Below are 22,813 nucleotides of genomic sequence, written 5' to 3'. Positions count from 1 at the left end.
CGTTCTTTTGGCAGGCAGCTTTACAATACAAGGCAATCGCTCTTCCCTGCCCCGGAGATCCTGCCATGTTTCGCCCTCTCGCCGCGCTGGCGGCGTTTCTGCTTTCGGCTGCGCCGCTGACTGCTGCCGAAGTTGCTCGCAATCAAGTTTTTGATCACGCGATCCAGAGCGAGCGCGAGCTGGCTAAGCCGTTGTGGGATGCGCGGGTTGAAGTGGACTTCACCTCTCCCAGCGGAAAACAAACGAAGGTCGAAGCGTTTTGGGATGGCGACCGTACTTGGCGATTTCGCCATAGCCCCAACGAGCTGGGAGCGTGGACATGGACGACGCACTGCAAAGAAGAGCCATCGCTGGCCAATCAGACCGGAGCCTATGACTGCACCGCCTACCTAGGCGAGAATCCGATCTACCAACATGGTCCGATTCGCCTAACGCCAGATCGTTTGTTCTTTCAATATGCCGATGGGACGCCTTACTTCTTTTTGGGCGATACGGCTTGGAACGGCGTCTTGCGGGCGACGGACGATGAGTGGAGCCAATATCTGAAAACGCGCCAGCAGCAAAAGTTCACCGCGATTCAATTTGTCAGCACCCAGTGGCGCGGCGGCGACAAAACTATCCCCGCACGCGTTTATCTGCCGAGCGATCCGATCAGCGTGAATGCCGCCGAGTTTCAACGTCTCGACAAGCAGGTCGCCGCGATCAATCAGCACGGCATGGTTGCTTGCCCGGTGGTATTGTGGGCGCTCAATCCCAGCGATCCCGGTAATGTGTTGCCTGAGAAAGACGCCCAGCGCTTGGCCCAATACATCAAGGCCCGCTGGGGCGCGTACAACGTGATATGGATGCTTAGCGGCGATTGTCCCTTCAAAGGAGATTCGGTCGAGCGCTGGAAACGGATCGGCCAAACCGTCTTTGGCGACAAGCAACGGCTTTGTACGCTACACGCCTCGGGACAAAACTGGATCGGCGACAAGTTTGCCGATCAACCATGGTTTGATTTCGTGGGCTATCAATCAGGACACGGTGATAGCGCCGGATCGCTTGCCTGGCATACGACCGGACCGGTCAAAGATGCTTGGAGCAAAGGAAAAATCGCCAGACCGATCCTCAACCTAGAACCCAATTACGAAGCCCACCCGGCTTACGAATCGAAAAAACAGCATGATGGTCAGCATGTCCGCCGCGCGGCGTATTGGTCCTTGTTGATCTCTCCGCCGGCCGGCGTCACGTTTGGACACAATTCGATCTGGGTCTGGAACGACAAGCCAGGCCCCGCCGAAGGGCATGGAAATTTGAAGAACGTCGAGCCTTGGTCAGCTGGCCTGAAAACCGACGGCGCCAAATCAATGACGGTTCTGGCCGACTACTTCGCCAGCGGCCCGCGCGAAAAACTGCGGCCTGATCAAGCGCTGCTGAAATCGCAGCCCGGCGAAAAGAATCGCAACAACTATGTCGCCGCCGCGTCTACCGCAGACGGCGCCTGGCAAGTGATTTACCTGCCGGTCGGCGGCAAGGTTGGCTTGAACGCCGACCGGCAGCAAAACAAGCTGGTTGCGCGGTGGTTCAATCCACGGACCGGCGAGTTTGGTAAGCCGGTCACCTCGTCCGGCGACAGTTCGACATTGACCTACACAGCGCCCAGCAGCGAAGATTGGGTGCTCGACCTGCGGCGCGAGAAGCCGTAACTCGCTGGAAGCCAATTAACTCGTTTCGTGGGAGAATCGATGATGAGCGTGCGAATTCGCTTGGGCGTTGTTTGCGGTTTGTTGTTGGCGGCGTGTTCTTTACTGAGGGCCGAAGAAGTCGAACAACAAGCTAAGCCGCCGCAGTGGCTCATCAGCCCGATTGTCACGATCGACGTCATGGACGTCGAAGCGAAGCGAGTGACGATTACCAGCCAAAAAATGCGCGAGACGGTGGAAGCCTGGGGCTATGTGTTTGTTCCTCATGTGCCGAACTATCGTCGAGCGGACCTGGTGGTCGAACCGGTGAAAGAAGGTCGGGTTGCCCAAGTAGAGGATATCGATGGTAACAAGGCTTTGATTCAGCTAGCCGAGTTCAGCGACTTCGCGATAAAGAATGGCTACGAATTGGGGAAGCCAAAGATCAGAACAGAAAAGGATTCGGCGTCGTCTACTACAGAACAATATGTGGTCGGAGATCGCCTGTTTACCTTTCGCGATGAAGCGGGGAACGAAGTCCATGTACAGTTGAAAGCGTTTTATGGGCTTTTGACCAAACATAATCTCCGCCTAATGAATCCAATCTTGGGAACAGCGGACGAAGATCCAAGCTTGCCGGCGCTTTATCCACCCAAGGGAGCAACCCAGATGTGGATCGATTCGTTGTTTGAAATGAGCGACGTCATAACCGGCAAGACTGTCATGGTAAACGAGCAAGAGCTCCGCCGCGGCTTGTGGAAACAGGGATTGTTGTTGGCCCGAGACTATCCGACCTACCCGCGACAGCAAAGGGAATTAGCGGCAGCGGTCGCGGCCATTTCACCACCGGCTGAGCCAGCGCCAGCGGTTATGCCCGATCCAGAGCCCGGCAAACGAACGCTGGCTCCGCTTTTTCAAGCGATCACTCGACGATCGTCAACGGATGCTCCTCCCGCAGAAGTGAAGCCGCCCGGCGAAGCAAGCGAACCGCATCCCAAGCCAAAATCTGGACCTGCAAAAGTCGAATCGACCCTACCGCCGCAAGCCCCCAAGCCTCAAGGGGACAACGTTAAAAACCTTAGGGCCCAGTTTGGTATCGCGCAGTTGGGACCACCGCAATCTGGCGCCGTGCAATTTGCACCACCAGAAGGTCAGATGAATCCGTTTGGCATGCCGGGAATGGGACCGATGGCCGTTCCACCGGCCGCGCAGCCCCGCATGTTGCGTGTTCGCGTGGGGTTGTTCGCCGGTGACTTGAAGTCGGCTTTGCCAGAGTGGTCAGTCGGTCCCGCGGAACAGATGCTCGACAAGATGGCGGATAGTTTTAAGACAATCGACAGCTTCGACCTGACGATGGTTACCGGTCACGAAACCAAAGTCCAGCATGGAAGCCAACAATCGGTCGTCAGCGGCTCTCAGTTTGTACCGCAGCGCGGCGTCGATGGTCGGACCAGCGCATCGCGGACTAACCAATATAGGGTGCAAAACTTTGGCACAATGTTGGCCGTCTCGCCAGAAATGGTCGGCAAGCGGGCAAGCTTGAGTTTAACCTTCGAACGCTCTGGTCTCGTTCCAGCAGAGAATGCTGATGATGAAAAAGAGAAGGATGATGCCGAGGAAAAAGAAACACGCGTTGTCAGCGATGTACCCCCTGCGACGTCTACGATGACGATCGACACCAAAGTGCTATTGGAAAACGGCCAAGCAACCCTGCTCGAGCTTCGTGATTCTCGCGGAGTAAAGCATGTATTGGTGATCGCGGTGGAGATCCTCGACAGCGGTGAAGCGGAGGAAGCTGAATTGATGAAGGCTGGCGGATTCTTTTAAAGCGTCAATCAACAAGACAAATGGTGTGCCACGGCTCTGTGAGCCGTGCGGAAGTACGCATTGCTTCCGATGTTTAGTCGATGAAAACACAATCCACAGCAAGCGGGACCGGCATAATCCCTTCGTGAGCCGCAGCGCTTGACCACTTCCAGTCTCTCGGATGTCCGACTAGTCCACGGCGAACAGGATTAGCGTGGATATATTCGATAACATTATAGATGGCTTGTGAATGCCAGAGATTTTTATCATAACCGCCCCCGGATTGCCAAAAACGAAAGACTTCTCGGGATCCACTTTTTTAGTCAAACGATCGAGCCAGTCGCGATGGTCATGCGCTTGCAGATGCGCCTTGGCCTTTCTCGATACAGATGCTTTGAGAGCCACGAGTATTCGCCGCATTTCATATTTTTTCTGATTGGGCAGCACCAAGATATGGACATGCTCAAGCATGATCACGTAGGCCCAGATTGCGAAGTCCAAATTTCGTCGCGATTCTTCCATCGCGTCTACCACCCACTGACAGGCACGCTCGCTCTTTAGGAATGGACGTCATTGAGAGCAGGAATAGGTCAGAAAATGGGCATGTCCGGGGTCATTGATCGAACGACGTTGTTTACGGTGATTTTCTGCCATTGAGTTTTGTCTACTTCTCATAAGCTGCTAAGACGCGGCTCACAGAGCCGTGGCACACCATTTGGTTACCAATCGGCCAACGCGTTCCCTCGCTCCTTCAAGGGCAGCTCTATCGTCTTTCCGCCGGCGACGTGCGAGGCAAAGACGCCGCAGATCATTTCGACAGTGGTTGCACCATCTTTAGCGCTGCAGAGCGGTTGTCGATTGTTGTCGACGGCGTCGATCAGATCTTTGACTCCCAACACGTGGTGGGAGGCTTGTTTGGGCAGCTCAGGCTGCGTCTCTGGCTTGCCGACTCCAGCGGTCGTGATCGGTAGCGAGATGCGCGGCTTCGCGGTCAGATAGGGATTGCCCGGGGTGAAATAGGCGATCGGATTTTGATCGATAAAGATGGTCACCATCCCTTTACCGCCGATCAGTTGCAGGCAATACCCTTGGCGATTGGTGCCGTCATCGGCGATCGAATCGTAGTAGCCGATGATTCCCTTTTCAGTTTCATAACGTGCATGAACCTCGTTCGCGGCGAGCGGGCCCAGCCCTTCGGCGCCGGGCTTCACATCGTCACGCGTCACGCGTCGGCCATTCTGCAGCATAATCGCCGAGCAGGATTGGGGAGCACCGGCGAAGTAATTCATCAGATTGAAAATATGTGAGCCGAGCACCCACAGATCTTCTCCCCCGCCGCGTCGATCTCCGACACCGCGTCCCCGCATCTCTAGTACTTTGCCAAGTTCGCCGGCCGCGATCAACTGATCAATTTGCTGCAGCGCCGGGTGATAGCGATTACGATGCGCGACAGCGATCTTAGCGCCGGTCTTGTCGGCGGCGGCGATGATCTCGTCCGCTTCGGCCGGCGTGCGGCAAAAGGCCTTTTCGCAGTAGATCCCTTTGGCGCCAGACTCGATCGCAGCGAGGATCATATCGCGATGCTCATCGACGTAGCGCGGAGCCACCGCCACAAATTCAGGCCGCACTTCGCTTAGCATCTGATGATAGTCGGCATAGCCGCGTTCTAGCTTCAGCTTGGCTAACTCTTTGCTCAAACCAGCAGGATCAGCATCCGCGATCGCGACGATCTCGGTGTTGGGAATCTCTTGCCAGACCGTATCGAGCCCATGCCCAAAATTGCCGCGTCCAGTGTGCCCGATCACGGCGACTTTACGCTTGGGAGCGTCGGCATAAGTGAGATGAGGCAGGATCAATGCGGCGGAAGTCGCGGCGAGAAAATCACGTCGTTGCATCGGATGGACCGGTGGGGAAATCTGCCGAACGGCATGGGAGGGAACGCAGAATGAAGTCGCTCTATCTTACCATGAAGCGGCGGCGGATTCGAATTTTGTCGACAAGGGACTAGCGGAAACGAGAATCAGCGAGGCGCCGAGATTTCAACGATCTAGAAAACAGGGTGATTTCTCAACCTCCAGCAAGTACATTATTGAAGCTCAACTCGAATTCATTCTCAGGACCAAAATCATGGCGACACCTGGCGGCGACGCAACCGGCGGCATTATCCCCTACAAAAACCTTCCGGCGCTGATCGGATATTATCTGGGGATCGTAGCGCTGATTCCGCTGGTTGGATTTCCGTTTGGCGTCGCATCGGTTGTTTTGGGAATCATGGGACTGATCAAACGAAACCGCCAGCCCGAAGTGAAAGGAAGCGTGCATGCGGTGATCGCGATCTTGTTTGGAATGTTCTCAGTCGTGATTTATGGCCTGGTGATTGTAGGGATCATCGTCGGGTTGGCGACGCAACGCTAAGAGATTGGCGCCCACGATTGATGCTGAATGAATGGTCATCTTGCACGGTGCGCTGGTGATATGACATTCCTGGATTAGTTTGCCTGGATTTCATTCGTCAGCTTCTCCCCTTGGAAGAACTGCTGCAAGTTGTGGGTCGTCACTTGGCTGATTGCTTCCAGCGCATTGCGAGTAAAAAATCCTTGGTGCCCCGTAATTAAGACGTTGGGAAAGGTGAGCAGCCGCGAGAAGACGTCGTCTTGGATGACTAGCTCCGACCGATCCTCAAAGAAAAGCTCGGCCTCTTCTTCGTAGACGTCGAGCCCCACGTAACCGATCTGTTCGGACTTTAGCCCTTCGATCACCGCTTTGGCGTCGACCAAGCCGCCGCGACTGGTGTTGATTAGCATCACGCCGCGTTTCATCTTGGCGATGCTTGCCGCGTTGATTAGATGCTTGGTAGCCGGCAGCAGCGGGCAATGGAGCGTCAGGATGTCGCTCTCGGCGAACAGTTGCTCAAGCTCGACATACTCGACTCCAGCGGCGACGCATGCTGGATTTTGCTGCACGTCATATGCCAAGATGCGGCAGCCAAAGCCTTGCAGGATCGCCGCCGTGATCTGGCCAATTTTGCCGGTACCGATCACGCCGATCGTTTTGCCATGCAGATCAAAACCGAGCATCCCATGCAGAGCAAAGTTCCCCTCGCGTACCCGATTGTAGGCTTTGTGAAACTTGCGGTTGAGAGTCAGGATCAGCCCGACCGTATGTTCGGCGACGGCATGGGGAGAATAAGCCGGGACCCGGGCGATTTTTACCTGGTGCTTTGCGGCGGCTTGCAGGTCGCAGTTGTTGAAACCGGCGCACCGCAGCGCGATCAGCTTGGCGCCGTTGGCGGCGATTGCGGCGATGACATCGGCTGAAAGCTCGTCATTCACAAAACAACAGACCGCTGCAAAATTGCGAGCCAGCACGACGGTCCGCTCGGTCAGTCGTTCTTCAAAAAAGTCGTACTCAATCTCGGTATTGGCCGAGGCGTTCTGCAAAAATTCGCGATCGTACGATTTGGTGCTAAAGACGGCGACTTGCACAGGATTTCCTTAACGTCTACAGCCAGCCCGATTGGCTCGGGCCGAAGGCCAGATCAGCGATCGAATTTACCATGTCGATCGCCCTGGCACACGCCATAGGCGGAGGAAAGTTAGCTCAAATGCTTAGACGATTCCCGGTTCGCTGGGGACAACATACAGCGTGAACTGCAACGTGGTCGATTGCCCGTCGACGCGAATGGTCAAACGGCGTTGGCCTTCGATATCGCTAACGATCAAATTTTCGTTCAAACGAATCGCCAGGGTTAACGAATGCTTGACTTGGTCCCACTGAGCCGGCTGGCTGTCGCGATCGATCTCGAAGTACGAGACCCCCGGCAGCGCCGGTAAGGCGCGCGGCGGATGACTTGCATAGTTGAACCGCAACCCGGCTTGGCCCAAGCGATAGAGCTCGACCACTTTGTCGGAGCTACCGATTTTCATGTCGAGCCCGCGCGTCAACAGGCGATCGATCTGTTGCGACGGCAGCGAGCTTTCGACGCCGACGAACAGCTTGTTCGAGCCTTCGAGCCAAGAGGGCTCAAGATCGACCTGCATCCGTAGACCGGCGCCCTCAAAGTGACGCTCGCGATAGTCGGGCTCCACCACAGCGTCGAGCAGCAAATCAATGTATTGCTTCTGTCGCCAAAAACAGCCGGCCAGATCGTCATGGTCATACGCGGGCATTTCGGGCGGCCTGCGCATCGGGCCAAACACGGCCAGCTTGCCGATGGTGCGGGCTAATTCATAAAAAGCGACTGAAGGATGCGTGCCAGGCGTGAACGCGATCATCTGGATCGCCGGATAGCATTCGTTGATCGCACGCAGCTGCTCCAGCAGTTGTTGATCCCCTTGGCCGCGGCTATCAAACGAGATCTTCCGCGAGACAATTTGCGACGCCAGCAGATCAAGTTTGCGCCCCAAGCGATCATAGATCCGCTGCAAGATGCTTGCCTGCAACGGACGCCAGGCGTCGCACGCCAACAGCGGCGGGATGTAGGTTTCGTCAAGCTGCGGCACCGCTTCGCCGCGATCCGAGCGGCGAATTCGCGCGATCGGCAGCGTCTCGTAGCCAGCATGATTGTCGCCGTCGTGCAGCAGTCGCAGGTTGAGCCGGCGGATCTGAATGGTTTGTTGATTGGAGCCGCTGTTCTGGTCTTCGACGTCCAGATTCTCGACCAAATAGCGGGCCGTCGCAGCCGACGAGTCGGCGACGTTTGACTGGCCAGAAACCAGCTGCGGCGCCGCCAGATAGATCGTCAGGTTTTGACGATCGGCCATTGCATGACGCAAATCCAGGATTGGCAATTGACCATCGTTCGGAACCGAAATGGTCGCTCCGTCACGCAGTCGTACTTCTAGCGAACGAACGACCAGGCGCGAGTTGGTCAGCGCATCGATATCCAGATCGATCGAGCGCAATCCCCAATGGTGACGCTGATTCCAGAGGTCGCCGCGTCGATTTTGCTGGGATTGATGCTGTTCAAACGCCTGAAAATGATGCGGCGAAAGGAACATTCCTTCGTACCAGTGGACGGCGTTACTGCTCAACACGGCAGGTTCCTCGTTGGCTTGGCAAGCGAAATCAGGGGGGACGCACAGTGGCCATGGTGTGGATGACCATTAGCGTGTGTCGTTTAACTTCGGCGTGATTGCGGGTTAGCGAAGATAAGACACGGCAGATTTAGCAATTTGCCGCATGCGCCGCTTGTGGTGAATGCGCCGGCGAGAAGCCATCAGGTCAGTTGGGCAAGAAGCAAAGAACGCTGCTATCCGTGCTGCCCTATTGAATTCTCCCTCCCATAGGAGGCTGCCCCGGAATTCAATGATTTGCCACGGATAACAGCGTTCTGCGATATAAACATCGGCGTAGTCCGCTCTGTAGCAAAAGAAAAACCCTGAAAAAAGGGGAGCACTTTTCCGCGGGAGAGGGGCAATGAAAATCGATCAACCGTAAGTTGAAAGATTGAGAGTAATTGCGGCAGAAGCGAATTCACTAAGTTTTTTCGACCGGCGTCATCATCTGGTTGTGCTGGTCGACCTGGACGACGATCGGCGCGTAGTTGGCCAGCTCCTGTTCGCTGTACTGGGCATAACTAGCGATAATGACCAGATCTCGCGGATTTACCAGATGTGCGGCCGCTCCGTTGATACAGATCACCCCGCTGCCGGCCTCGCCGGGGATCGCGTAGGTCGTCAACCGCGTGCCGGTGGTGATGTTGTAGATATCGACCTGTTCGTGGTCCAGCAGGTCCGCTGCATCCATCAGCAGGCTGTCAATCGTCACGCTCCCCTCATAGTCAAGGCAAGCCTCGGTGCAGGTGGCGCGGTGGATCTTCGATTTGAGAAAGGTTCGGATCATCCCAGACTTACTTGGATTGCGGCTTCGAAGCGAGAACGGCTTATTATACCTTGTAAGCCCGCGCATGAAAAAAGCCCCTCTGATAGCCAGAGGGGCTTTTTGCCTGTCAAGGAATATCGCTTGAAATCAAATAAGTGCTAAAAATCTACTCGAGACAGGTATCGGACTCATCTTCCGGCAGGACCGGCGAAGAGTAGTGAAGCTGGGCGATTCGCAGCGAGTCTTCTACGGTGCGAACCAGGACTGCAGTAATCCGGAGAGGAATCTCCGCTTGACGGTAGCCCGCTTGAACCAATGCAAAACAATCGGACGCAACCCAACAAACATCGCCGTAACACGATACGCTTCGCCAACCAAAGCGAAAATGCAGCGTGTCGGCTTGTTCCCAGTCACGTTCCGCCTGCTCGCATACTCCCGCTAGACCAAGTCGCTTTTCGTCTTGGCCCGTTCCCAGAAGTACTACATCCGGCTCAGGCAGAAACACCGCCAGCAGTTTCTCCAGATCTCGATTAGCGTAAGCGGCGGCAAATTCCCGCAGGACTGCCATCGCCTCCGCTTCAAGAGAAACAGTGGCGTACACGAATCAATTGTCTCCAAGCAACAGAAGAGGATTTAACGTCATCCAGGCATAAACACCCAAGGGACGGTGGGATGAGGACAACAAACCCGATTCTAATGTCGGCCATTCCGGCATGGAAAGCGCAATTCGAGCTCGCCAAGCGTTAAATTCGCATCTTTTTTTGGCGAAAAACGCTGAGCATTTCGCACAATCCAACCCCCTCCTGTGGCGTTATCGTTGAATTACTCCCCCCTCCAATGCGCATTTCAATCCTTTGTGGCGGTTCCGTCCGGCGTGTGAGCTATCTTTTCGCGATGCCATTTTGCCACACATAAGCCAGTACCGATCTATATGCAACGCCTGCCTGCACTCCTGCGATGCTGTTTTGCCGCGGCTGTTTTCGTCAGTGCGCTGTTGTTATTCCAAATTCAGCCGATCGTCAGCAAAGCGATCTTGCCTTGGTTCGGCGGCAGTCCGGCCGTCTGGACCACCGCAATGCTTTTTTTTCAGGTGGTGCTCTTTCTTGGCTACCTCTATGCGCACCTGCTGACCCGTTGGTTGCCCATCCGCTGGCAAGGCGCCGTTCACTTGCTGTTGGTCGTCGTCGCTGCCGCCCTCGCGCCGGTGCTGGCCGATGTTTCTTGGAAACCCTCCGCAGACGATGCTCCGGCTTTCCGCATTCTGATGTTGTTAGCGGCGACAATTGGTTTGCCTTACTTTTTGCTCGCCGCCAATGGACCGCTGTTACAGGCCTGGTTTGGTCGCCGCTTCCCAGGCGCTTCTCCCTATCGACTGTATGCGCTCTCCAACGTCGGTTCGCTTCTGGCGCTGTTGAGTTATCCGTTTCTGATCGAACCAAACTTCGCCGTCTCGATGCAGGCGTCTCAGTGGTCGATTGGCTTTGGCTTGTTCGCCGCATTGCTGGCGATTGTCGTTTGGCAGCTGCGAGCCGTGCCTGAAGTCTCACCAGAGCCCATCGAAACGGCCACCAACAAGCCGGCGATTTCATGGCGAACTCGCACCAAATGGCTGCTGTTGCCGGCGTGGGCCAGCTTCGGTTTACTCGCGGTCACCAATCATGTTTGCCAAGACATGGCTGTTGTCCCGCTGCTGTGGGTTGCCCCCCTTAGCTTGTACTTGCTGACATTTATCCTGGCGTTCGATAGTGAAGGCTGGTATCAACGAGAAACGGTCGCTTGGTTTGCGTTGGTCTCTTTGACCGGCGTGGCGCTGGTCGACTGGATGAGCGGATCGTTGGGGCTGATCGCCGCGATCGGCGTTTACTTTGCATCATTGTTCTTTGCCTGTCTGGCATGTCACGGCGAACTGGTTCGGCTGAAGCCGCAACCAGCTCGCCTGACCGAGTTTTATCTAACCATCTCGGCCGGCGGCGCCATCGGCGGCGTCCTCGTCTCGCTCGTCTGTCCGCTGGTGCTAACCGATTACTTTGAAGCGCCAATCTTTATCCTCGGCAGCTTTTTGATCGCCGCTGGCGTCTTGTTTTCCGCCGTCAGCAAATCGCTGGCGGCTGCTCCCGGAACCAACCAAATAGCCGCCCCCTTGCCCAAGCGATTGGCCTGGGCGATTCCTTTGCTGTTGGTGGTTGTTTACGGCGAACTGCGGAACTTTAGCGGCGACTATCTGGTCTCGCGTCGTAACTTTTACGGCGTGCTGCATGTCAATGATCAAATCGCCGCCGGCGAACCTCGCCGGATGATGTTTCATGGCCGTATCGTGCATGGTTTTCAGTTTCTGGACAAGCAGCGCCGGACAGAGCCAACGTCGTACTACGCCCCAGAGACCGGCGTGGGCATCGTGCTTAGTCAATTGTCGTCGCAGCAACAGCCGCTACGAGTTGGCGTGATCGGTCTTGGCGCCGGCACGCTCGCCGCTTATGGCAAGCCTGGCGATACCTTTCGCATGTACGAGATCAATCCCGAAGTTGTCACTCTGGCCCACGATTACTTCTCCTATCTCAAAGATTCGCCGGCCAACATTGAGATCGTCCTCGGCGATGGACGACTTTCGCTAGAAGCCGAAACCGACCAACAGTTTGACTTGCTGGTCCTGGACGCATTCAGCGGCGACGCGATCCCAACCCATTTGTTGACGCGCGAAGCGTTTGACATCTATCGCCAACGCTTGGCCAAAGGTGGCGCCATCGCGGTCCACATCAGCAATATCCATGTCGACCTGCGCCCCGTCGTCGAAGCATTGGCCCAAGAGTCCGCACTGCAAACCATCTACTTTGTCGCCGATCCTGATGTCGCCCTGCAAAAAACAGGCGCCCACTGGGTGATCGCAACCAACAATCAATCACTGCTAGAAAACGAAACCATCCAACAAGCAGCGACAACCCTCCCCTCGCAACCAACCATCGATCGCCTCTGGACCGATGACTACAGCAATCTACTGGGAGTGCTGAAGTAGCCCCCAGATTGGGTGGACAGTCGCACGAGAAAAGGAAAGCGGACCGGACTGCGGCGATTTTTCTGCGTGGCCAGTTTCTTGGTAGCCTGAACGCGTGAGCAAGGGAAATTGGGTGTAAGTAAATGACTAATGTCGAAATCCTAATGTCTAATAAAGAGTGAATTGGTGATCCACCGGACCGGACTCGGCGTCATTTTTTTCTGAGCGACCGGACTGTGGACTGGACCGGACCGTGTTACTTTTTTTGTATGTCTCCAATTCTTCGTAGCCCGAATGCGCGAGCGAGGGAAATGTGGGTGTAAGTAAATGACTAATGTCGAAATCCTAATGTCTAATAAAGAGTGATTTGGTGATCCACCGGACTGGACTCTGCGTCGTTTTTTTCAGAGCGACCGGACTGTGGACAACGGACTGTGGACTGGACCGCATTATTTTTTTTGTATGTCTCCAATTCTTCGTAGCCCGAATGCGCGAGCGAGGGAAAAGCGATCGCAAGTCAACGACGAAGCACGAAAACCGCACATCGTCACTAGGGATTTTCTTTGAGTCAGACATTGGTCCTTAGACATTCGCCCCGATGGGACAGGACACCGGACCGGACCGGACAGCAGCGTTTTTTTGGCGTGGACGTTTCTGATCCGAATCTGACCAACATTGTCCGCGGCGGATCCGCCACCAACGCGTTGCATTTGCTCGGTCAATCGCGTCCTCTCCCCAGGCGCGCACCTTTAGCGCCCGGCCGATCTGCCGTACATCCAGCTCAAAAACCCACCAGCGCAGCAAACCAACCCGCCAACCTCCCCCGAAGTTGCCGACCTTCCACGACAAGACGCCGCCAAACTGAAACCATCGCGTCGCACGGCGCGTTTAAAATCGTGAATACATTGTAACAAAACACTAAGACTTTGTCAAGGTGCAATCTTAGTCAACCGACCATGGGCCCGAAGCGGACAACTGTCCCCTTTCGCTCCGCCGAAAGTAGCGTCCGAGCCAGATTCTCCAACGGATTCACCGCAGAACGCCCAGCGACTTTGGGTCGCGAACCTCTCCTCGGTCGACTAGCGTTCTAACCTCATCGACAGCAGCAGCCGGGCGCCCCCGCCCACCGCGGCCATGATTACCGGCCATCCATCGCTCCTTACGATTGAAGTCGTGACCATTCCCGCAGCTTGGAAAATGTCGCGGTCAAACTTTCCCTGCATGACGATGCGCAAGACGATAAAATAACCGTGCAGCCGGTTCAAAAATGAAAGAGAAGTCTTGAGCCTTCTTCCTCTGCAAGGCAGGAGGAAGAAAGAGAAGACACTGGCTGTGGCCAGTGGCACGCGAAAAAAATGACTGTTCGTCAGTGCCACACAGCCTATTGGACAAGATTGGTGCGCTATGAAATGCAAGATCTTACTGTTGTCACTTGGAATTTTTATAGGGTGTTCCTGCAGTTCTGATGCGGGATACAACCCAGCGGCACGATTTGAGGATTGGGCAAGGCGTCATCCGAATGAGGATTTCTACTTACTAAGCAACGAGGATATCGTGATTTCGAGGTCACCGTTAATAAAACAAGACGATGGCACCTATCTTGTGTCCAAGCAAGCTAAAAACGCCAATAACTTTTGGTGCTATCCGGGTGGGGAGCACGTAGCGAGCGTAAATGAGGCAATGGAATTTATTAATACACACATCGGGGATTCACGGCCGCGCCAATTCAGCCATGTGGTGATTGAGTCGTCGCGGTTAACGCAAGACACACCATGACGGCCGGCAGCCATCTTGTGAGGGACGGTATTGCACTAGCTCGCCGATGTCACCTAACAGCCTGTTGATTTTCCCGCGCGGGTGCCATGGCCACGGCCTTGCGTGGCCATGAATGGGCGTGCAAGTAAAGTTTAACCCCGACCGCTTCTAAGAGTTAGGATGTAGAAATGGTCACGACTGCGAGCATTAGGGACGATTGCTTAGTTGCCCGTTGATTTCCGCCTGCGGTTACTGCGTCTGTACTGAAAGAGCATCGCGCCAGTCGGACGCTACTTTCGCGGGAGCTAAAGCTAAAGACGAATATGGATCCTATCGCATGTCAGCCACCCGGCGTTTGCCACGGTTTTTTGTCCCCCGCTGAAACATCGCCAAGCAGGGTTGGTCAGAAATTGGAGCAAAGGCCCGGCGGCTGGTAAGAGTTGTACGGCGGTTTGAAATACCTTGGCAATTGCTGGCCGTATTCATGGCCACGGCCTTGCGTGGCCATGAATGGGCGTGCAAGTAAAGTTTAACCCCGACCGCTTCCAGGAGTTAGGATGTAGAAATGGTCACGACTGCGAGCATTCTGGACGATTGCTTAGTTGCCCGTTGATTTCCGCATGCGGTTACGGCGTCTGTATTGAAAGAGCATCGCGCCAGTCGGATGCTACTTTCGTGGGAGCTAAAGCTAAAGGCGAATATGGATCCTATCGCATATCAGCCATACGGCGTTAGCCGCGGGTTTTTGTCCCCCGCTGAAACATCGCCAAGCAGGGTTGGTCAGAAATTGGGGCAAAGGCTCGGCGGCTGGTAAGAGTTGTCCGGCGGTTTGAAATACCTTGGCGATGCTGGCCGTATTCATGGCCACGCAAGGCCGTGGCCATGGCGCCCGGCCCCACCGCCATTTTAAGATTAGAGTTTATGAAATCAAAGCTAGTAGTTATATGGATTGTTGCATTGGCGACAATTGGGGTCGCAATCATAAGCGTTCGTCTTGTTGATGTCGGCCCAGGTCATTGGTCAAGATTTCGGGACGGCGGCTGCTTCGTCGGCAACGCAATTACCGTCTCGCCTGCGGAGGATTGGATTGCTTTTTGTGTTCCATCACGATTTTCCGACATCGCAAAATTTGACCTAATTACAAAGGAGGTTTCATGGGTTGCCAGTTCCGGCGCCTATGAGTCGCATCCATGTATTTTGCCAGATGGATCCGTTGTTTATTCATGCGCGGAAGGTTCGCGATATCAGCTTTTTAAGCGCGAGAACAGTAGTCGAGACGCAGTAACTATTTTGACCTCGAATTATTCCGATGAAGAGCCATCTGTTGATGACAGCGGAAAGAAAATTTCATTTACCAGAGTGTTCAATGACGGCAATCCATTGATTTCCAATATATTTCTATTGGAAAATGGAAGTGAGCGTCAGTTGACATTTGGCAATCATGCGGACTTCTCTTCCGCCATTTCTCCCGACGGAAGTTTGATTGCGTTTGTACGACATAAAGAAGGAGCGTCCGGGATTTACCTCATTCGCACCGACGGTTCAGATGAGCGTTTTATCTGCAATGGATTTTCACCGGCATGGTCTAGTGACTCGCAATCGCTTGTTATTACGGACGCGCCAGAAAGTCCTAGTTTGCACGACATTTACATCGTAAATGCGAATGCCGGGTCAAGGGAAAAGTACACGGATGACGGAAAATACAAGGTAAGCCCAGTCTTTTTTCAGAAAGACTCCTCAATTCTATATATTGAAGAACCAAGTTGTCGTGGCGACGGAGTGATTATTCATCTCGACTTGAAAACTAAAGTGAGAACTCAAGTTATCTCCTTGTCCTATATTTCCTCGCTGGCGCCTGAACTTGAAAGTGAAAAGAGAGATGGCAATCCAACAAGTCGATATAACGCAGAGTTAGGTGGAGCACAGAACTAATTTCTAATTAGCTGGGTGCCATGGCCACGGCCTTGCGTGGCCATGAATGCGCGTGCAAGTAAAGTTTAACCCCGACCGGTTCCAAGAGTTAGGGTGTAGAAATGGTCACGACTGCGAGCATTAGGGACGATTGCTTAGTTTCCCGTTGATTTCCGCATGCGGTTACGGCGTCTGTACTGAAAGAGCATCGCGCCAGTCGGACGCTGCTTTCGCGGGAGCTAAAGGCGACTATGGATCCTGGCGCATATCAGCCACACGGCGTTAGCCGCGGTTTTTTTGTCCCCCTCTGAAACATCGCCAAGCAGGGTTGGTCAGAAATTGGGGCAAAGGCTCGGCGGCTGGTAAGAGTTGTCCGGCGGTTTGAAATACCTTGACTATTGCTGGCCGTATTCATGGCCACGCAAGGCCGTGGCCATGGCGCCCGGCAAGTTTGTGAAACAGCCGCCAACCAACGGCGCAAATATTTCTGAATTCATCTGCGATGAAGGCGTTGAGATCTCGCAGAATATTAATCTGTTCAAATAATGAAATAGATATGAATCATGAACCTGTTGACATTGGTGATCCAAGTCGATTTGAAAAAATTTCATGGGATTCGATACCTGCACCTTCAGATGCGGAAGTGAAAGGCAATCACTTATTCGTAAATGCACTCTACAAAAGCGACTGCCTAGGTATTTCGACTGCTGACGAATTTTTACATGGGGCAAGTGTGGATGTTATGGCAATAGCAAGCCAATTAGTTCAGGCAGATTTGATCGGTACAAATAAATCGGTCTGCATTAGTTTTTTTGTGCCTACTGGGAGCCTGAGAGGGCGAGCGCTGCGGGTTAGCGTGCTTGCGAAGAATTGGAATGAATTTTTGCATGACCGGCATCCCTTGACGTCGCAAGTGGCACTTACAACATCTGAAGTTCAGGCTGTTGATTTGGCTTTGGCGGTTCGTTGATTTCCTGGTTGCGGTAGGACCGCCCGTTGCCGGGCGGCCCCCGCGCAGATCCATAGGTGCGGAATTACCGCATACGGCTCCTACTTTGGGTGCTTGGCGTAGAAGCGCTCGTTGGGATGAGGATGCAGGATTCTTGGGCGTGGGATCCATCTATCGGCAAGGCCCCGAAAACGATCCCATGTCATACGATGCCGATGACTTCGTCAACGAAGCGCGCACAACCAGCAGCGCACCGACTTACGATACAGCGTTTCCAAGGCGGTAGAGTTTCCAGGAACGGCATGTTAGTTGTAGTACCGTAACCGTCCGGCCAACTCCCTCTTCGCACCCATGATAGCCCGACTGCATCACAGGCAATTCATGGTTCAAGGGAGAATTAGCGATGGCGAAGGTACCGCGGCGGGATGTTGCAAGGGAGCGGCGATGGCGGGAGTTGATTTCTGGGCAGGCGAAGAGCGGGCTTGGTGCTTGCAGCAGGAGATTTCGTAAGCTTCTTTTTTATGCCTGGCGGCGGGAGTTGGTTCCGTATGGCGCCCTGGCCTCTTCTTCTCGGCTGGCTTTGTTGGGATTGAACCAGCGCTCGCCTGGGGGTTACTTGTTCATCGGTTCTGGGATTACCAGTTGTTTGGCGTCTACTGGGTGCAAGTGGAGCGCCAAGATCTTGGCTGGTTTGTCTGGATGGACGTTGCGAGTCATCCGGTGCAATGCCTCGGACGGTTCATACAGCGTATCGCCTGGCTTTAGTCGTAGGATCGGCCCATCTTCGACTTGGGTTTCGATTTCTCCTTCTAGCACGTAGACGAAGGTCGGCCCGGGGTGGCGATGCGGCGGCGAGAAATCGCCTCCTTGCCAGGTGACTTCGGCCATGGTTGCGTGGGTTGCGATGCCGTCGATTTTTTCCAGAATGTCTTGCGACATGACCGGTTTGACGTTGGGCCCCTGCGCCGTTTCGTGCGCCGTAATTCGCCAAGTCGCCGTACCTAATGCGAGGAGCACGGCGAATGTTATTAGTCGCTTCATTGTCGTTCCGCCTGATTGGGAGATTGCCGAGAAAAATTAAACTGTCACCGCCGCTTCGATTTCGGGCGTTTTGTTGAACGGCACGGCGAACCGGTTCCAAGCGTTGATGTTGGCGATCGCCGCCGTCAGATCGACGATTTCGGTTTCGTCAAACTGAGCCGCCAGATTGTCGTACAGTTTGTCGGTAATCTGGTGCTGCGGCAGCAAAGTCACCGCTTCGGCCCAGGCCAGCGCGGCTCGTTCTCGCTCGCTGTAGCATGGCGCTTCGCGCCAAGCGGCGATCAGATCAAGCCGATGCGACGGCTCGCCTGTTTTGCGCAGCAGCGTCGAGTGCATGTTTAAGCAGTACGCACAGCCGTTGATCTGCGAGACGCGCAGGCGGACAAGTTCTAGCAAGACGTTGTCCAACGTCGATTTGTGCAGATGCTTTTCGATCGCCATGAGGTGACGAAATGGTTCTGGCGACAGATTGAAATAGTCGAGTCGGTCTGCCATCGGTCTGCTCCCTGAAAGTAGAAGTGATGCGTTTCAACTGCTCTCATGGTAGGATGGATATGGATCTGTCAAAGATCCACTTGTCAGTCAGTTTGGGGAGCCACTTTGCGATGGTCCAGCGACGCCCACAGCGGTTTCAGTTTGATACGCTCGAGATTGATCGTGACGCGGCCGAGCCGCTGCATCGCCAGCTTGAATCGCAGCTTCGTGATGCGATTGGAACGGGGCGATTGCGGCCGGGCGAAAAACTGCCTTCGACGCGCGGTCTGTGCCGCCAGCTGGAGATTGCCCGCAATACGGTTTCCGCCGCTTATGAGCAACTGTTGGCGGAGGGGTACTTAGAATCAGCGATCGGCTCGGGGACGCGGGTCTCGCAACAACTGCCTGAGAAGCGGGCGGCAGGTCGGGTCGCAACGCGGTTGTTACCTCAGCCGACGCCGCGCCGCTTGTCGCAACGGGCAGAGAGTATCGAGCGGTTTGCCGATTGGGCGCCGCGGAAGATTACGGCGCCGGCGCCGTTTCGTCCTCATACGCCAGCGATTGATCACTTTCCGCGTGCGATTTGGCAGCGGTTGGCGGATCGGCGGCTGCGTCGATTGCCGCGACTTACTTTCCAGGGAGTCGACCCGGCTGGATACGCGCCGCTGCGCAGCGCCATCGCCGCTTACTTGGGGGCGTCACGCGGGGTGGCTTGTTCGGCCGAACAGATCATCGTGACCAGCGGGGCTCAGCAAGGACTGGAACTGATCGCGCGGCTGCTGCTGGATGTTGGCGATTCGTTTTGGCTCGAAGAGCCAGGTTACATTCCGGCTTGGCATGCGTTTACTACGCATGGCGCGGTGGGAGTGCCGGTTCCGGTCGACGAGCAAGGGATGGATGTTGACGCCGGCGAGCAACGAGCGCCTGCTGCTCGAATGGCTTACGTCACGCCCAGCGTTCAATGGCCCAGCGGGATCACGATGAGTTTGCCGCGGCGGATGCAATTGCTGGACTGGGCCGAGCGGCACGAAGCTTGGATTATCGAAGACGACTATGTGGGCGAATTTCGGTTTGCCGGACGACCCCAACCAGCGCTTGCAGCGCTTGATCCGCACGGATCGGTGATCTATTTGGGGACCTTCAGCAAGGTGCTGTTCCCCGGTCTCCGACTTGGCTATTTGGTGGTTCCCGAGTCGTTGGTCCGGGCGTTTGCGACGTCGCGCTGGCTGGCCGATCGGCATTCACCGGTGTTCGAGCAGGCGACGCTTTGCGACTTTATCGAAGAAGGACACTTTGCGCGACATCTTCGCCGGATGCGCAAGCTGTACGCGACGCGGCAAGCTGCGATGTTGGACGCGTTGGCTGCCGCGTTTGGTTCGGCGATACATTATCAGCGCCACGAAGCCGGTTTGCATGTGGTTGTGCAGACCCGTGATGCCAGACAAAATCGCCGCTTGCAACGCGCGGCCGATCAGGCCGGGATCGAGTATCACCCGGTGGGACGCTATTGTGCCGTCGACGAAAAAACGCCGGGGTTGATTTTGGGGTTTGCTCCGTTTGACGAAGCGGAGATTACGGCAGCGATGCAGCGCTGGGCGCACTGTTTTTTTGGGGGGTAGTTCGGCAAAAAATAGAACGCGGGCGCCGCGGATAAATACTGCTGCATAAACCGCGCAACTATTCCACGCACCAGCCCAGGCCATGGCGCTCTACTTCGCAAGCGCGATGCGAAGACGATCGTTCTGGTTCGTTGGCGATCAACATTGGCGAGCGGAATACTGGAAAACCGGCTATTTTTCTCCGGCATGTCGTTTGCAATTGTCTAGGAGGTACGCCAGAACGAAAAAACATATCCGGACATCGATGGAGGCCTTCAAGATGACAACGCATTCTTTAGCGGACGCTTTTTTAGAAGAGTTGCAAGACGTGCTAAGCGCCGAGATGCAGTTAGTCAATGCACTGCCAAAAATGGCGGAGAAAGCGACGGATCACGCGCTGAAGCAGGCCTTTGAGAGCCACTTACAAGAGACCGAGACGCATGTCACCCGGGTGGAGGAAGTCTTCCGTAGTATCGGTAAATCGCCAAAAGCTAAAACGTGTGAAGCGATGGCCGGTTTGATCAAAGAAGGCGCCGGCATCATGCGACTGCAAGCCGATGACGAGGTGATGGACGCGCTGTTGATCGCCGCTGCTCAAAAGGTCGAGCATTACGAAATTGCGACCTATGGCACGCTTTGCACCTGGGCCGAGATCTTGAATTATGTCGACGGGCTGCAACTATTGAAGCAGATCATCGAAGACGAAGAAGCGGCCGATGACAAGTTGACGCAAATCGCGTTGACCGTCAATCAAGCGGCGAACATGGGAAAATAGCAGTAACCAAGATAAGGCGATCGGATGATCGCCATCGTGAGAGCCATCCGCAGATGGAATATTGCTCTCACAGCAAGGCGAGCCGGCGACTCTTCCCCCAGAGTCGTCGACTCGTCTTGTTTTTTGCGCGTCTCTAACGGCGCGACGAGAGTAGATGAGTTGGCGCTGATCGACCGGGTTGTTTCACTTTAGCCTTGCAACAGCGATTGAGCGCCATCGATCCAGATCTCGGTGCCGGTAATATGACTCGCCGCGTCCGAAGCGAGAAACAGCATCAAGTCGGCCACCTGAAGAGCGGTCCCAGGCTGACCGTCAGTCAATGGAATATTTCCTTCGGGAAAATCCACCGGCTCACGAATCTCGTCGAGATCACGCTTTAGCGTGGATGCATTAATGTCGGTTTCGATCGCGCCAGGGCAGATGACGTTGACTCGGATTCGAAGCTCGGCCAACTCCAGGGCGGCCATCTTCGCCAGCGCCACTTGCGCCGCTTTGCTGCACGAATAGGCGGTGGCGCCGGCATTGCTAAAGATCCGCGTGCCGTTGACGCTGGAGGTGATGACGACACTTCCCCCCTGCTTTTTCAAAGCGGGAATCGCGTACTTGAGGGTCAGAAATGAACCACGCAGGTTGATCTCTTGCGTTCGATCCCATTCTTCTAACGAGAGATCTTCGATCGGCGCCCAGGTTCCATTGACGCCGCCGTTGGCGATGACAATGTCTAATCGTTCCCACTGCGCGACGATCTCGGCTGCAGCGTTTTCCATTTGCTGGGGATTGCGCAGATCAACTACCTGGGGCAGCGGTTGGCCACCAGCCGCGGTGATCTCATCCACGAGACTCGTCAGTCCTGCTTCGTCCATGTCTAATAGCGCGACCTTGGCGCCGTGCTGCGCAAATAACAGCGCTGTGGCTCGCCCAATCCCCGAAGCAGCGCCGGTGATCCAGGCAACTTTGTGTTCTAGATTCATCGCGGTTTACTTTGTTGGTTAAAGTTAAAAACCATTGCACTCGGGCCGTCGTTTGCAAAAGAAGATCGCAAAAGAGGCGCCAAAATCGCCGCATGATTGTATACGCGTCGGCAATGCTAACTGCCGTGACACATATCATACAGGGCGGAAAGTAACTTTGGGCCAGCCGAGGTCAAAGCTTCGATCTCGATCTTCTTGTCCTGATCCAACAATTGGTAACATTGGTAGCCGACGAGTTCCGCCAGATCAGGCAGCGCCCGCTTTACCAGTTCTTTCGCTTCGCGTTCGTCCCGGGAGTAGTGGATCGTCCACTCGGGGGAAAATGGCATTCCTGAGGCCTGGATCAGATCATCGCTAACGCCGATATACTGCAGCGTCAAATGAGGAGATTGTAGCCGCATCCAGGCGAAGGTCAGCAAGTCAACTGAGTCGAGGTCGCCGAGAAAATAGATCTTGGAAGCAGCGCTGAGTCTTGTGATCCACGCGATGTCATAAGGACTGAGCAACCCAGAACGCCCGACAATCATCAGATCGTCAGGCGGCAATTTTTGCGTGATATCGATTTTGTGGAAGAGGTGACGCGGTTTCGCAGAAAAGAGGATGGTTGGCGCGAGAGAGCGCGGGCCGATAACTTCAAAAGGCCGCTCGCGCGGCGTCGTGAAGAATTCCTGGTCTTCGTAGTCGTTGTCTTGAAATCGCAGCTCAATCTCTTGAAGAAGTGCTTGGCTCATTTTGTGATTGACTCCAACAGATCAGCATCGTCCGCCGCGTTGTTCTGCTGCTGCAGAACTGCCGCGACATAGTCGACCTCGCCATCGGCGGTCAGCGGCTCAGTCAAATAAGTCGTATCTTTGGAGATCACCAGCGCCCGAGCCGGTCCAAAAATGCACCATGCAGGTAGGCCGATCAATAGCGCCAAAGCGCCGCCAATAACCAACAGATAGGTTTTGGTTTTGCGCGTCATAGAGATGGGAGGGTCGCTGGGCGAAAAGTAAAGAGATCTACGGGTAGATTTCTACTTTAGCAGGCGACTCGACGCGCCACAAAGGAAAGCAAT

The 22,813-nt window shown here is 54.9% G+C and carries 20 protein-coding genes; 8 read left to right on the top strand and 12 right to left on the bottom strand.

Annotated elements, in window-relative coordinates; translation table 11 throughout:
- The first annotated feature begins 65 nt into the window (after positions 1–65).
- Entirely contained in the window at positions 66–1,688 is a 1,623-nt protein-coding gene (locus SH421x_RS27200) for a glycoside hydrolase family 140 protein (protein WP_488853184.1), read from the top strand.
- Positions 1,689–1,727: 39 nt separating this feature from the next.
- Positions 1,728–3,491 (top strand): hypothetical protein, encoded by a 1,764-nt coding sequence (locus SH421x_RS27195; RefSeq protein ID WP_488853182.1) that lies wholly within the window; start codon positions 1,728–1,730, stop codon positions 3,489–3,491.
- 168 nt (positions 3,492–3,659) lie between these two features.
- Here SH421x_RS27195 and SH421x_RS27190 read toward each other — a convergent pair whose 3' ends face one another.
- Positions 3,660–3,992, bottom strand: coding sequence for a transposase (locus tag SH421x_RS27190; RefSeq protein ID WP_488853180.1), 333 nt, complete (start codon positions 3,990–3,992; stop codon positions 3,660–3,662).
- 197 nt (positions 3,993–4,189) lie between these two features.
- Positions 4,190–5,365, bottom strand: a complete 1,176-nt coding sequence (locus SH421x_RS27185) for a Gfo/Idh/MocA family protein (RefSeq protein ID WP_488853178.1) — start codon at positions 5,363–5,365, stop codon at positions 4,190–4,192.
- A gap of 232 nt (positions 5,366–5,597) precedes the next feature.
- Here SH421x_RS27185 and SH421x_RS27180 point away from each other — a divergent pair, with 232 nt between their 5' ends.
- On the top strand, positions 5,598–5,885 hold the full coding sequence (locus SH421x_RS27180) for a hypothetical protein (protein ID WP_488853176.1): 288 nt from the start codon (positions 5,598–5,600) through the stop codon (positions 5,883–5,885).
- A gap of 74 nt (positions 5,886–5,959) precedes the next feature.
- Here SH421x_RS27180 and SH421x_RS27175 read toward each other — a convergent pair whose 3' ends face one another.
- The 4 genes from SH421x_RS27175 to SH421x_RS27160 form a co-directional block, all read right to left on the bottom strand.
- On the bottom strand, positions 5,960–6,955 hold the full coding sequence (locus SH421x_RS27175; RefSeq protein WP_488853174.1) for a 2-hydroxyacid dehydrogenase: 996 nt from the start codon (positions 6,953–6,955) through the stop codon (positions 5,960–5,962).
- Between the two features lie 123 nt (positions 6,956–7,078).
- Positions 7,079–8,506 (bottom strand): type VI secretion system baseplate subunit TssK, encoded by a 1,428-nt coding sequence (gene tssK, locus SH421x_RS27170; protein ID WP_488853173.1) that lies wholly within the window; start codon positions 8,504–8,506, stop codon positions 7,079–7,081.
- A gap of 442 nt (positions 8,507–8,948) precedes the next feature.
- On the bottom strand, positions 8,949–9,314 hold the full coding sequence (gene panD, locus SH421x_RS27165) for an aspartate 1-decarboxylase (RefSeq protein WP_488853172.1): 366 nt from the start codon (positions 9,312–9,314) through the stop codon (positions 8,949–8,951).
- 145 nt (positions 9,315–9,459) lie between these two features.
- Entirely contained in the window at positions 9,460–9,894 is a 435-nt protein-coding gene (locus SH421x_RS27160) for a nuclear transport factor 2 family protein (RefSeq protein WP_488853171.1), read from the bottom strand.
- Between the two features lie 330 nt (positions 9,895–10,224).
- On the opposite strand from SH421x_RS27160, the gene SH421x_RS27155 reads away from it, so the two are divergent.
- Positions 10,225–12,303 (top strand): fused MFS/spermidine synthase, encoded by a 2,079-nt coding sequence (locus SH421x_RS27155; RefSeq protein ID WP_488853170.1) that lies wholly within the window; start codon positions 10,225–10,227, stop codon positions 12,301–12,303.
- A gap of 1,058 nt (positions 12,304–13,361) precedes the next feature.
- On the opposite strand, the gene SH421x_RS27150 is transcribed toward SH421x_RS27155, so the two are convergent.
- A complete protein-coding gene (locus SH421x_RS27150; RefSeq protein WP_488853169.1) occupies positions 13,362–13,658 on the bottom strand; it encodes a hypothetical protein in 297 nt (98 codons plus the stop codon).
- A 1,300-nt stretch (positions 13,659–14,958) separates the two neighbouring features.
- Between SH421x_RS27150 and SH421x_RS27145 the strand changes: the two genes are divergently transcribed.
- Together SH421x_RS27145 and SH421x_RS27140 are read left to right on the top strand one after the other, a co-directional pair.
- Complete coding sequence (locus SH421x_RS27145; protein WP_488853167.1) at positions 14,959–15,969, top strand: TolB family protein; 1,011 nt, start codon at positions 14,959–14,961, stop codon at positions 15,967–15,969.
- A 535-nt stretch (positions 15,970–16,504) separates the two neighbouring features.
- Positions 16,505–16,918 carry a hypothetical protein gene (locus SH421x_RS27140; RefSeq protein ID WP_488853166.1) on the top strand — a complete coding sequence of 138 codons (414 nt, stop codon included), beginning with the start codon at positions 16,505–16,507 and terminating at the stop codon, positions 16,916–16,918.
- Between the two features lie 591 nt (positions 16,919–17,509).
- Here SH421x_RS27140 and SH421x_RS27135 read toward each other — a convergent pair.
- Entirely contained in the window at positions 17,510–17,938 is a 429-nt protein-coding gene (locus tag SH421x_RS27135; RefSeq protein ID WP_488853165.1) for a cupin domain-containing protein, read from the bottom strand.
- 36 nt (positions 17,939–17,974) lie between these two features.
- On the bottom strand, positions 17,975–18,433 hold the full coding sequence (locus SH421x_RS27130; RefSeq protein ID WP_488853164.1) for a carboxymuconolactone decarboxylase family protein: 459 nt from the start codon (positions 18,431–18,433) through the stop codon (positions 17,975–17,977).
- A 59-nt stretch (positions 18,434–18,492) separates the two neighbouring features.
- On the opposite strand from SH421x_RS27130, the gene pdxR reads away from it, so the two are divergent.
- Positions 18,493–20,031 (top strand): MocR-like pyridoxine biosynthesis transcription factor PdxR, encoded by a 1,539-nt coding sequence (pdxR, locus tag SH421x_RS27125; RefSeq protein ID WP_488853163.1) that lies wholly within the window; start codon positions 18,493–18,495, stop codon positions 20,029–20,031.
- A gap of 259 nt (positions 20,032–20,290) precedes the next feature.
- On the top strand, positions 20,291–20,785 hold the full coding sequence (locus SH421x_RS27120) for a ferritin-like domain-containing protein (RefSeq protein ID WP_488853162.1): 495 nt from the start codon (positions 20,291–20,293) through the stop codon (positions 20,783–20,785).
- 188 nt (positions 20,786–20,973) lie between these two features.
- On the opposite strand, the gene SH421x_RS27115 is transcribed toward SH421x_RS27120, so the two are convergent.
- From SH421x_RS27115 to SH421x_RS27105, 3 genes are all read right to left on the bottom strand, one after another.
- A complete protein-coding gene (locus SH421x_RS27115; RefSeq protein WP_488853161.1) occupies positions 20,974–21,756 on the bottom strand; it encodes an SDR family oxidoreductase in 783 nt (260 codons plus the stop codon).
- A 116-nt stretch (positions 21,757–21,872) separates the two neighbouring features.
- Positions 21,873–22,487 (bottom strand): hypothetical protein, encoded by a 615-nt coding sequence (locus SH421x_RS27110; RefSeq protein ID WP_488853160.1) that lies wholly within the window; start codon positions 22,485–22,487, stop codon positions 21,873–21,875.
- Positions 22,484–22,720, bottom strand: a complete 237-nt coding sequence (locus tag SH421x_RS27105; RefSeq protein WP_488853159.1) for a hypothetical protein — start codon at positions 22,718–22,720, stop codon at positions 22,484–22,486. The genes SH421x_RS27110 and SH421x_RS27105 overlap by 4 nt, the downstream gene beginning before the upstream one ends.
- Between the last annotated feature and the right edge of the window lie 93 nt (positions 22,721–22,813).

The sequence above is a fragment of the Blastopirellula sp. SH421 genome, assembly GCF_057808535.1.
Note: the sequence above shows the minus strand (reverse complement) of the source record. Positions and strands in the feature narration are given on the sequence as shown.

Bases quoted from the DNA above. Each gene is read 5' to 3' on its own strand.
- SH421x_RS27200 (WP_488853184.1), top strand. From the start codon at position 66: ATGTTTCGCCCTCTCGCCGCGCTGGCGGCGTTTCTGCTTTCGGCTGCG.
- SH421x_RS27195 (WP_488853182.1), top strand. From the start codon at position 1,728: ATGATGAGCGTGCGAATTCGCTTGGGCGTTGTTTGCGGTTTGTTGTTG.
- SH421x_RS27190 (WP_488853180.1), bottom strand. From the start codon at position 3,992: ATGGAAGAATCGCGACGAAATTTGGACTTCGCAATCTGGGCCTACGTG.
- SH421x_RS27185 (WP_488853178.1), bottom strand. From the start codon at position 5,365: ATGCAACGACGTGATTTTCTCGCCGCGACTTCCGCCGCATTGATCCTG.
- SH421x_RS27180 (WP_488853176.1), top strand. From the start codon at position 5,598: ATGGCGACACCTGGCGGCGACGCAACCGGCGGCATTATCCCCTACAAA.
- panD (WP_488853172.1), bottom strand. From the start codon at position 9,314: ATGATCCGAACCTTTCTCAAATCGAAGATCCACCGCGCCACCTGCACC.
- SH421x_RS27155 (WP_488853170.1), top strand. From the start codon at position 10,225: ATGCAACGCCTGCCTGCACTCCTGCGATGCTGTTTTGCCGCGGCTGTT.
- SH421x_RS27145 (WP_488853167.1), top strand. From the start codon at position 14,959: ATGAAATCAAAGCTAGTAGTTATATGGATTGTTGCATTGGCGACAATT.
- SH421x_RS27140 (WP_488853166.1), top strand. From the start codon at position 16,505: ATGAATCATGAACCTGTTGACATTGGTGATCCAAGTCGATTTGAAAAA.
- SH421x_RS27135 (WP_488853165.1), bottom strand. From the start codon at position 17,938: ATGAAGCGACTAATAACATTCGCCGTGCTCCTCGCATTAGGTACGGCG.
- SH421x_RS27130 (WP_488853164.1), bottom strand. From the start codon at position 18,433: ATGGCAGACCGACTCGACTATTTCAATCTGTCGCCAGAACCATTTCGT.
- pdxR (WP_488853163.1), top strand. From the start codon at position 18,493: ATGGATCTGTCAAAGATCCACTTGTCAGTCAGTTTGGGGAGCCACTTT.
- SH421x_RS27120 (WP_488853162.1), top strand. From the start codon at position 20,291: ATGACAACGCATTCTTTAGCGGACGCTTTTTTAGAAGAGTTGCAAGAC.
- SH421x_RS27115 (WP_488853161.1), bottom strand. From the start codon at position 21,756: ATGAATCTAGAACACAAAGTTGCCTGGATCACCGGCGCTGCTTCGGGG.
- SH421x_RS27110 (WP_488853160.1), bottom strand. From the start codon at position 22,487: ATGAGCCAAGCACTTCTTCAAGAGATTGAGCTGCGATTTCAAGACAAC.
- SH421x_RS27105 (WP_488853159.1), bottom strand. From the start codon at position 22,720: ATGACGCGCAAAACCAAAACCTATCTGTTGGTTATTGGCGGCGCTTTG.